Here is a 7834-nt window from a genome sequence, read left to right as displayed (position 1 = left end):
ACAGGCCGGGATTGAGTGGTACTGAGGCAGGGCGCTGAAACACCTGCGGCGGCGTTGTGGCCTCGGCTGCAGGGCGGTTGAGGTGTTAAACAACAAGGGCTGCCATGGCAGCCCTTGTTGCATGATACTAGCGGAATCAGGCCAAGCCCAGTTCGGCGGCATGGTCGCGGCACAATGCCTGCCCGGCGGCATAGCCGGCCTGATACATCTGCGACAGGTTGGAGTAGGACCAGTCCAGTTCCTGCTCGCGCTGCTCCGGCCGGATGAACTGGTCGTAAGCCACACGCAGCAAGCGGGTACGCGGCTTGCCCTCGGCATCCTTGTTATGCAGGGCTTCGAACAGCTTCAGGTCATCGCGGGCAATTTCAGTCAGCGGTGTGATGATGGACTGCACCCAGGCGTCGTACAGATCGCGTGGCGGATGGAGGATCTCTTCGCTGCCCAATACATCGAACACCACGGTGGTATCGATATAAGGATGATCCTGGAACAGACGCTTGAAGTTGAGGGTGTCGATGGCAGCGCCTTCGATGTAGTAATCACCATCCAGCAGGTAAGGCGGGTAGATCAGCGGGAAGGACAGTGCGGCCAGAAAGTGGTCGTGGTTGATCTGCTGCTTGTTCCAGCAATCCATGCGTTTTTTGCTGAGATTGTAGGCATTCAGATAAAACTGCGGCTTGATGTCGGCCAGTTTGGCAAAGTCCACTACCTGGTCGATGAAGGGCACATGCGCGCACAGACCCTGGCTTTTCGCATTCAGGTCACTAGGGCAGAGGGTGGCCATCAGCCAGCTGCTCCAGTCGGCCGCCAAGCGTTGCAAGGGGCCTTGGTCTGCCTGGGCCTGGATGGCTTGCAATACCGGGTTGGCCTGCTGCCATTGGCGCCACAGGTCGGCCATCGGGCCGGGCTTGTTGAATACCTTGAAGTTGACCGGGAAGACGGAGTACAGCGCATCGGCCACCCCCATGTCGGCCAGTTTTTCCAGCGCGGCTTTCGGGTCCTGTCCTTTGGCGGCGGTATACAGCAAGCCGACAATGGCACCCGCACCCGAGGTGGAAATGATGTCGAACTCCACGCCCGCTTCGATGAAGGCCACCAGCGAGCCTGCCATCAAGGTGGCATTGGGGGCACCACCGCCCAGTACCAGCGCCAGCGATTTCTTTTTGCTGCTCATGTCTGCCACTCCTGCATGGGAAATAATAAGAATTATGCTTTATGAATTGTGAATTTTCTTTGATTTATTCAGAAAATTCTTTGGCAGGCGCTGTCTGCTTGACTACGTGGTTTTACCATGTACCTTGTAATACATGATAGTTGGAGCTAGACTCGGATCTGACTTTGCATTGGGCACGCCAAACTATCGTGTAATGCAAGGTAGGGGGTGAAACATGAAAACACAGTTGAAGAAGGGCACGCTGGACATGTGTGTGCTGGCGGCGCTGGCGGCGGGGGATAGCTACGCCTACGAATTGGTGAGCATCCTGTCGCGCAGCATGGAGGTAAGTGAAGGAACCATGTACCCCTTGATGCGCCGCTTGCAGGCCGAAGCCTGGGTGTCGACTTATCTGGTGGAGTCAGCCAGCGGGCCATCGCGCAAGTACTACACCCTGACCGCAGAAGGACGACGCCAGCTGGCACTGATGCAGCAGGAATGGCAGGAGTTTGTCGGCGATGTAAACAGTGTGTTGCAACTGGCCGCAGGCCGGGCCACGGGAGAAACAGCATGAACCAGCAAGAATTCATTCGTCAGTTGCAGGACGCCCTGGTGCGACTACCGCAGCAAGAAAAGCAGGAAATCATTGCCGATTATCAGGAATACTTCCGCGATGGACTGGCGGCCGGCCGGACGGAGGAGGAGATCGCTGCCGCCCTGGGCGACCCGCGCCAGCTGGCCAGGGAGCTGATGGCGCGCCACCATATAGCCCGCTGGGAAGACCGCAAGACGGTCGGCAACCTGTTTGCCGTGGTCGGTGCCATTGCCGGCATGGGGCTGCTCAACTTCCTGCTGGCCGTACCCTTCCTGTTTTATCTGTGGATGCTGACCATGGCGGCACTGGCTTCCACCGGCATCCTGATTGGCGGTCTGGTGCTGTTTGGCACACTGGCGTGCAATGAGCTGTTCGGCTGGCCTGCCATTCATGAATCGCGCGATGTTCGTGCCATCTGGTCCGATTTTGCCCAGGGTGGTCCGGCGGGGAATATTCATATCCGTGGTAGTAACGGCGAAACGGTGGATGTGGTGCGGGAGGCTTCTTCGGGCCGCGCCAGCATCCATATCCAGTCCAGTGATGGGACGGTCAGCCTGGAGCGCAATGCGAGCGCTGCGCTTGGCCGGCTGCACATCAAAGATGAAACCGGGCAGGTGGATATCGGTGGCCTGGACTGGGGCCCCAGCCGACATGGCATGCTGCTGACTGGCTTGGTATTGATGGCGCTGGGTGGTGGCGGTTTGTTTCTGTGCTACCTGCTGGCACGCTGGACCTGGCGTGGCTTGCTGGCCTATGGCCGTTACCAGCTGGGTCTTCTGGACAAGGCCAGGGGACGGGATGACTGAGTAGTTGGAGATGACAAACAAAAACGGACCCGCGGGTCCGTTTTGCATGGTGATGACGCTGAGAGCCTCAATGGCCGTCGTAGGAGCAGACGGTGAAGACATCCAGCCCGCTATCGCGGATCAGCTTGCCGCCACCCAGTTCCGGCAGTTCGATGATCGCGGCAGCTTCCAGTACATCCGCCCCCAGTTTTTTCAGCAGATTATAACCAGCCATCATGGTGCCGCCGGTAGCCACCAGGTCGTCAATCAGCACCACCCGGTCACCCGGCTTGCAGGCATCAGTGTGGATTTCCACCGTGGCATTGCCGTATTCCAGTTCGTATTCTTCCGCCACCGTGGTGAACGGCAGCTTGCCCTTCTTGCGGATGGGCACGAAGCCGACGTTCAGCTCATAAGCCAGAACCGAGCCAATGATGAAACCACGTGCATCCAGCCCGGCGATCAGATCCACCTTTTCCAGCATGTAGCGATGCACATAGATGTCAATCAGCATGCGGAAGGTTTTCGGGTTTTGCAGCAGCGGGGTGATGTCGCGGAACATCACGCCCTGGCTGGGCCAGTTGGGCACGGTGCGGATCCAGCCTTTCAGATAGCTGGAATAGTCGAGATTGCTGAGATTTTCCATGGCGCTATTGTACTTTCAAATGAAGCGACCGTGTTTGCTGTTGCACAAAGCAAAAAGGCCCGCCGCACCACGCGGCAGGCCTTGATTCGCCGGATAAGGATCAGGCAAAGAATGCCAGCTTGAAGATCCACAGTGCGGCAATTACCACGACCGCCGGTTTCAGGTCGGCAAAGCGGCCGGCCAGAATCTTGATCACAGCATAGCTGATAAAGCCAAAAGCGATACCGTCGGCAATCGAGAAGGTAAACGGCATGGCCAGTGCAGTCATCACCGCAGGGGCGGACTCGGTCAGGTCGCTCCAGTCGATTTCTGCCAGGCCGCGTGCCATCAGCACGGCAACATAGCACAGGGCCGGGGCGGTGGCGTAGGCCGGTACGGTCTTCGCCAGCGGCGAAATCCACAGGCAGGCCAGGAACAGGATGGCCACCACGGTGGCGGTCAGGCCGGTACGGCCACCCACGGCGGTGCCAGCGGCGGATTCGATATAGGCGGTGGTGGAGGAGGTACCCATGATGGCACCGGCGGTGATGGCCACCGAGTCAGCCAGCAGGGCGCGCTTCAGGCGCGGCAGTTTGCCGTCCTTGTCCAGCAGGCCGGCGCGGTGCGACACGCCCACCAGAGTGCCGGTGGTGTCAAACAGATCGACAAAGAAGAAGACGAAGATCACGCCTACCAGACCGGCGCTCATCGCAGCGTGCAGATCCATCTTCATGAAGGTGGGTTCCATGCTCGGTACCGGCGCGAAGATGCCTTCGAACTTGGACAGACCCAGCGCGATGGACAGCGCAGTCACCACCAGAATACCGATGATGATGGAGCCAGGCACCTTGCGGTATTCCAGCGCCACGATCAGGAAAAAGCCCAGAATGGCCAGCAGGGTGGTCGGGTTGTGGATGTTGCCCAGGGTCAGGTAGGTGGCCGGATGGGCGGCAATCACGCCGGCATCCTTCAGTGCGATGATGGCCAGGAACATGCCGACACCGGCAGAAATGGCAAACTTGAGCGAACGCGGAATGGCGTTAACGATGGCTTCACGCACCTTGAACAGGCTGACTGCCAGGAACACGATGCCGGAAATGAAAACCGCACCCAGCGCCGCTTGCCAAGGGATCCCCATGCCCTTGACCACGCTGAAGGTGAAGTAAGCATTCAGGCCCATGCCCGGTGCCAGTGCCATCGGATAATTGGCTACCAGTCCCATGATGGCGGTGCCAAGCGCAGCGGCCAGGCAGGTGGCCACAAAGACTGCGTTCAGGTCCATGCCGGTGGCCGACAGGATCAGCGGATTGACCAGGATGATGTACGCCATGGTCAGGAAAGTGGTGAAGCCGGCAATGACTTCGGTCTTGACCGAAGTGCCGTGTTCCCTCAGCTTGAAAAAGCTTTCCAGTATTTGCATGTCAGAGATGCTCCGAGCCTTGTTATGGTTTGGTGAAGACGCGCGATTTTACTTCGGTGTGAAGACAAATACCTAAATCTTGACATGAAGATACTTTTACACTTAACCGGAAAAGCAGTCTGTGGTATTCTGAAAAATTACCCTTTCTTTGGCAGGAAGCGCGTTTGATGACCAAAGCAGTCGGGAACATCTATATCGTAGTGGCCCCGTCCGGTGCCGGCAAAACCTCTTTGGTGTCTGCCCTGTTACAGGCAGAGCCTACGGTGGAGTTGTCCATCTCCTATACCACGCGTGCAGCGCGTACTGGTGAAGTGGACGGTCAGCATTATCATTTTGTTGATCATGCAACTTTCCAGTCCATGATTGCCGCGGGTGACTTCCTGGAATATGCCGAAGTGTATGGCAATTTCTATGGCACCAGCGTGCGCTGGTTGCAAAGCCGCCTGGAAGAGGGCCGCGACATCCTGCTGGAAATTGACTGGCAAGGGGCAGAGCAGGTGCGCAAGGTATTCCCTGAGGCGCTGGGCATTTTCATTCTGCCGCCGTCCATCGAAGAACTGGAACGCCGCCTGCGTGGTCGTGGTACGGACACCGAAGAAGTCATTCTGCGTCGTCTGGCCTCGGCCCGCTCGGAAATCGACAAGGTCGCAGAATACGACTACATCGTGGTCAACGATGACTTCGAACGCGCCCGGCTCGATCTGATCAGTATTTTCCGTGCCCGCCGCCTGCGTGCTGCCGTGCAAGTGGCACGGCTGGCCCCGGCACTGGCGCGCATGGGCGTGCAGCGCAGCTAGCACGCATTGGTTGCCCCGGCAAAACTCGATATAGTTAAACGCATTGCGTTTCATTCATGAAAGAAATCACATGGCACGTATTACCGTAGATGACTGCCTGGATCGTATCCAGAACCGTTTTGACCTGACCCTGGCCGCGGCTTACCGTGCCCGTCAGGTAGCCTCCGGTGCCACCGCCTTTGTGGATGCCGGCCGTCACAAGCCTACCGTGGTTGCACTGCGTGAAATCGCAGCTGGTCATGTTGGCCGTGAAGTTCTGACACGCAACAAGGGCTGATCTGGGTGGTGGCGGAGCGAAGCATGGAGACCGGAGTTCAGAGCGTCATCGACTACAACGCACTGATCGAGCGCGAAGCCGCGGCCTTTTTCGAGGCGGCGGCGCGTTACCTGAAGCCGGAAGACGTGCAACTGCTGCGCCAGGCATTCGAAGTCAGTCGTGAAGCGCACGAAGGCCAGACGCGCAAGAGCGGCGAACCTTACATCACCCATCCGCTGGCCGTAGCCACCATGCTGACCGACTGGCGGCTGGATGTGCAGGGCCTGGCGGCGGCGTTGTTGCATGACGTGCTGGAAGATACCGGGGTGACCAAGCCCACTCTGGTGGAGAAGTTTGGCAAAGTAGTGGCCGACCTGGTGGACGGCCTCTCCAAGCTGGAACGGCTGGAATACCAGACCAAGGAAACCGCCCAGGCGGAAAACTTCCGCAAGATGGTGCTGGCCATGGCGCGCGACATTCGCGTCATCATCGTCAAGCTTGCTGACCGGCTGCACAATATGCGCACGCTGGACTCCATGCGTGAGGACAAGCGCCAGCGCATTGCGCTGGAAACGCTGGAAATCTACGCGCCAATTGCCAATCGCATCGGTCAGAACAAGGTATATCGCGAACTGCAGGATCTGGCCTTCAAGCACCTGCATCCGCATCGCTACAGCGTACTGTCCAAGGCAGTGCGCGCCGCACGTGGCAACCGCCGCGAAGTGGTCAACAAGATTCTGAAAACCGTCAGCCAGCGGCTGGTGGAAAGCAATATCGAAGCCACCATCAAGGGGCGCGAGAAAAACCTCTACAGCATCTACAAGAAAATGCAGGAAAAACACCTGTCGTTTTCCGAGGTGCTGGATATTTATGGCTTCCGCGTGGTGGTGAATGACATCCCCAGCTGCTATCTGGCGCTGGGTGCCCTTCACAGCCTGTACAAGCCTATTCCGGGCAAGTTCAAGGACTACATCGCCATTCCCAAGGGTAATGGCTACCAAAGCCTGCACACCACCTTGTTCGGCCCTTACGGCACGCCGGTGGAAATGCAGATCCGCACCCGGGAAATGAACGGCGTGGCTGAAGCCGGTGTGGCTTCCCACTGGATGTACAAGAGTGGCGATGCCGGCATCAATACCGCCCAGCAGCGCACGCACCAGTGGCTGCAAAGTCTGCTGGACATGCAGGAGGAGAGCGACGACGCCGTCGAATTCCTCGAACACATCAAGATCGACCTGTTCCCGGACGAAGTGTACGTGTTTACCCCCAAGGGCAAGATCATGGTGTTGCCACAAGGCTCCACCCCGGTCGACTTTGCCTATGCCGTACATACCGACGTCGGTCATCGCTGCATTGCCGCCCGCGTCAATCATGTCTTGATGCCATTGCGCACCGTGCTACGCAATGGCGATACGGTGGAAGTCATCACCTCCACCCAGGCCAAGCCCAACCCGTCCTGGCTGACTTTCGTGCAAAGTGGCCGGGCGCGCTCCGGCATTCGCAATTATCTGAAGAGCTTGCAGCGCGAAGAAGCTTCCACGCTGGGCGAAAAACTGCTCAAGCAGGCGATTGGTGCCCTGGCGGTGTCACCGCTGCTGTTGGACGATGCGCTCAAGGCCGAATACATGGCGGTGCATGGCGACAAGCTGCAAGGCTTTGCCGAGGTGCTGGCCGAAATCGGCGCCGGCAAGCTGTTGCCGATTGCTGTGGCGCGCCGTCTGGTAGAGCTGGCGGGCGAGCGTCTTGGCGAGGACGTCAAGGTTGGCCCTGTCACCATCCGTGGTAATGAAGGGGGCACGGTGCAGCTGTCCAGCTGTTGTAATCCGTTGCCGGGTGATGAAATCCTTGGTGTCATCACCAAGGGGCAGGGCCTGGTGATTCACCGGGTAAGCTGTCCGAATGTGCAGCGTGTCGATCATGACAAGCTGTTGAATGTGAATTGGGAAACCCAGCGCGACCGCATGTTCGGCGTCAGTGTCAGCGTGCTGGCGCGTAACGAGCGTGGCGCGCTGGCGGACATCGCCGCTGCCATCTCGCAGGCTTCAGCCAATATCGAAAGCGTGGACACGCAGGATACCCATGTGGGCGATGGCTTCATCCACATTCATTTCCGTTTGCAGGTGGAGAGTGTGGATCACCTCTCCCGCGTACTGAATGCCGTGCAAAGCCTGGTGGTGGTGCAGCGGACGGAGCGGAGATAACA

At 58.4% G+C, this 7834-nt stretch carries 8 protein-coding genes; 5 read left to right on the top strand and 3 right to left on the bottom strand.

All coding sequences use genetic code 11. The annotated features are described in order from the left end of the window. Window positions 1-136: 136 nt before the first annotated feature. Window positions 137-1174: a patatin-like phospholipase family protein gene (locus HWX34_RS04185; protein WP_178971117.1), complete on the bottom strand. Its 1038-nt coding sequence runs from the start codon at window positions 1172-1174 to the stop codon at window positions 137-139. Window positions 1175-1388: 214 nt separating this feature from the next. Between HWX34_RS04185 and HWX34_RS04180 the strand changes: the two genes are divergently transcribed. Together HWX34_RS04180 and HWX34_RS04175 are read left to right on the top strand one after the other, a co-directional pair. Further along, window positions 1389-1727, top strand: coding sequence for a PadR family transcriptional regulator (locus HWX34_RS04180; RefSeq protein ID WP_131355748.1), 339 nt, complete (start codon window positions 1389-1391; stop codon window positions 1725-1727). After that, window positions 1724-2554, top strand: coding sequence for a DUF1700 domain-containing protein (locus HWX34_RS04175; protein ID WP_178971116.1), 831 nt, complete (start codon window positions 1724-1726; stop codon window positions 2552-2554). Before HWX34_RS04180 ends, HWX34_RS04175 begins: the two co-directional genes overlap by 4 nt. Before the next feature lie 67 nt (window positions 2555-2621). On the opposite strand, the gene HWX34_RS04170 is transcribed toward HWX34_RS04175, so the two are convergent. Together HWX34_RS04170 and HWX34_RS04165 are read right to left on the bottom strand one after the other, a co-directional pair. Continuing rightward, window positions 2622-3179: an adenine phosphoribosyltransferase gene (locus HWX34_RS04170; RefSeq protein ID WP_178971115.1), complete on the bottom strand. Its 558-nt coding sequence runs from the start codon at window positions 3177-3179 to the stop codon at window positions 2622-2624. 100 nt (window positions 3180-3279) lie between these two features. Next, window positions 3280-4578, bottom strand: a complete 1299-nt coding sequence (locus tag HWX34_RS04165) for an NCS2 family permease (RefSeq protein WP_178971114.1) — start codon at window positions 4576-4578, stop codon at window positions 3280-3282. Between the two features lie 167 nt (window positions 4579-4745). Between HWX34_RS04165 and gmk the strand changes: the two genes are divergently transcribed. From gmk to HWX34_RS04150, 3 genes are all read left to right on the top strand, one after another. Beyond that, a complete protein-coding gene (gene gmk, locus HWX34_RS04160) occupies window positions 4746-5375 on the top strand; it encodes a guanylate kinase (RefSeq protein WP_178971113.1) in 630 nt (209 codons plus the stop codon). 70 nt (window positions 5376-5445) lie between these two features. Further along, window positions 5446-5652 (top strand): DNA-directed RNA polymerase subunit omega, encoded by a 207-nt coding sequence (rpoZ, locus tag HWX34_RS04155; RefSeq protein WP_045845439.1) that lies wholly within the window; start codon window positions 5446-5448, stop codon window positions 5650-5652. Window positions 5653-5675: 23 nt separating this feature from the next. Continuing rightward, complete coding sequence (locus HWX34_RS04150; RefSeq protein WP_178971112.1) at window positions 5676-7832, top strand: bifunctional (p)ppGpp synthetase/guanosine-3',5'-bis(diphosphate) 3'-pyrophosphohydrolase; 2157 nt, start codon at window positions 5676-5678, stop codon at window positions 7830-7832. Window positions 7833-7834 lie beyond the last annotated feature (2 nt).

Source organism: Aquitalea sp. LB_tupeE (assembly GCF_013391415.1).
GTDB lineage: Bacteria > Pseudomonadota > Gammaproteobacteria > Burkholderiales > Chromobacteriaceae > Aquitalea.
This window is presented reverse-complemented; position numbering and strand designations above follow the sequence as displayed.

Excerpts from the sequence above, each read along its gene's own strand:
- HWX34_RS04185 (WP_178971117.1), bottom strand. The coding sequence starts at position 1,174 with ATGAGCAGCAAAAAGAAATCGCTGGCGCTGGTACTGGGCGGTGGTGCC.
- HWX34_RS04180 (WP_131355748.1), top strand. The coding sequence starts at position 1,389 with ATGAAAACACAGTTGAAGAAGGGCACGCTGGACATGTGTGTGCTGGCG.
- HWX34_RS04175 (WP_178971116.1), top strand. The coding sequence starts at position 1,724 with ATGAACCAGCAAGAATTCATTCGTCAGTTGCAGGACGCCCTGGTGCGA.
- HWX34_RS04170 (WP_178971115.1), bottom strand. The coding sequence starts at position 3,179 with ATGGAAAATCTCAGCAATCTCGACTATTCCAGCTATCTGAAAGGCTGG.
- HWX34_RS04165 (WP_178971114.1), bottom strand. The coding sequence starts at position 4,578 with ATGCAAATACTGGAAAGCTTTTTCAAGCTGAGGGAACACGGCACTTCG.
- gmk (WP_178971113.1), top strand. The coding sequence starts at position 4,746 with ATGACCAAAGCAGTCGGGAACATCTATATCGTAGTGGCCCCGTCCGGT.
- rpoZ (WP_045845439.1), top strand. The coding sequence starts at position 5,446 with ATGGCACGTATTACCGTAGATGACTGCCTGGATCGTATCCAGAACCGT.
- HWX34_RS04150 (WP_178971112.1), top strand. The coding sequence starts at position 5,676 with ATGGAGACCGGAGTTCAGAGCGTCATCGACTACAACGCACTGATCGAG.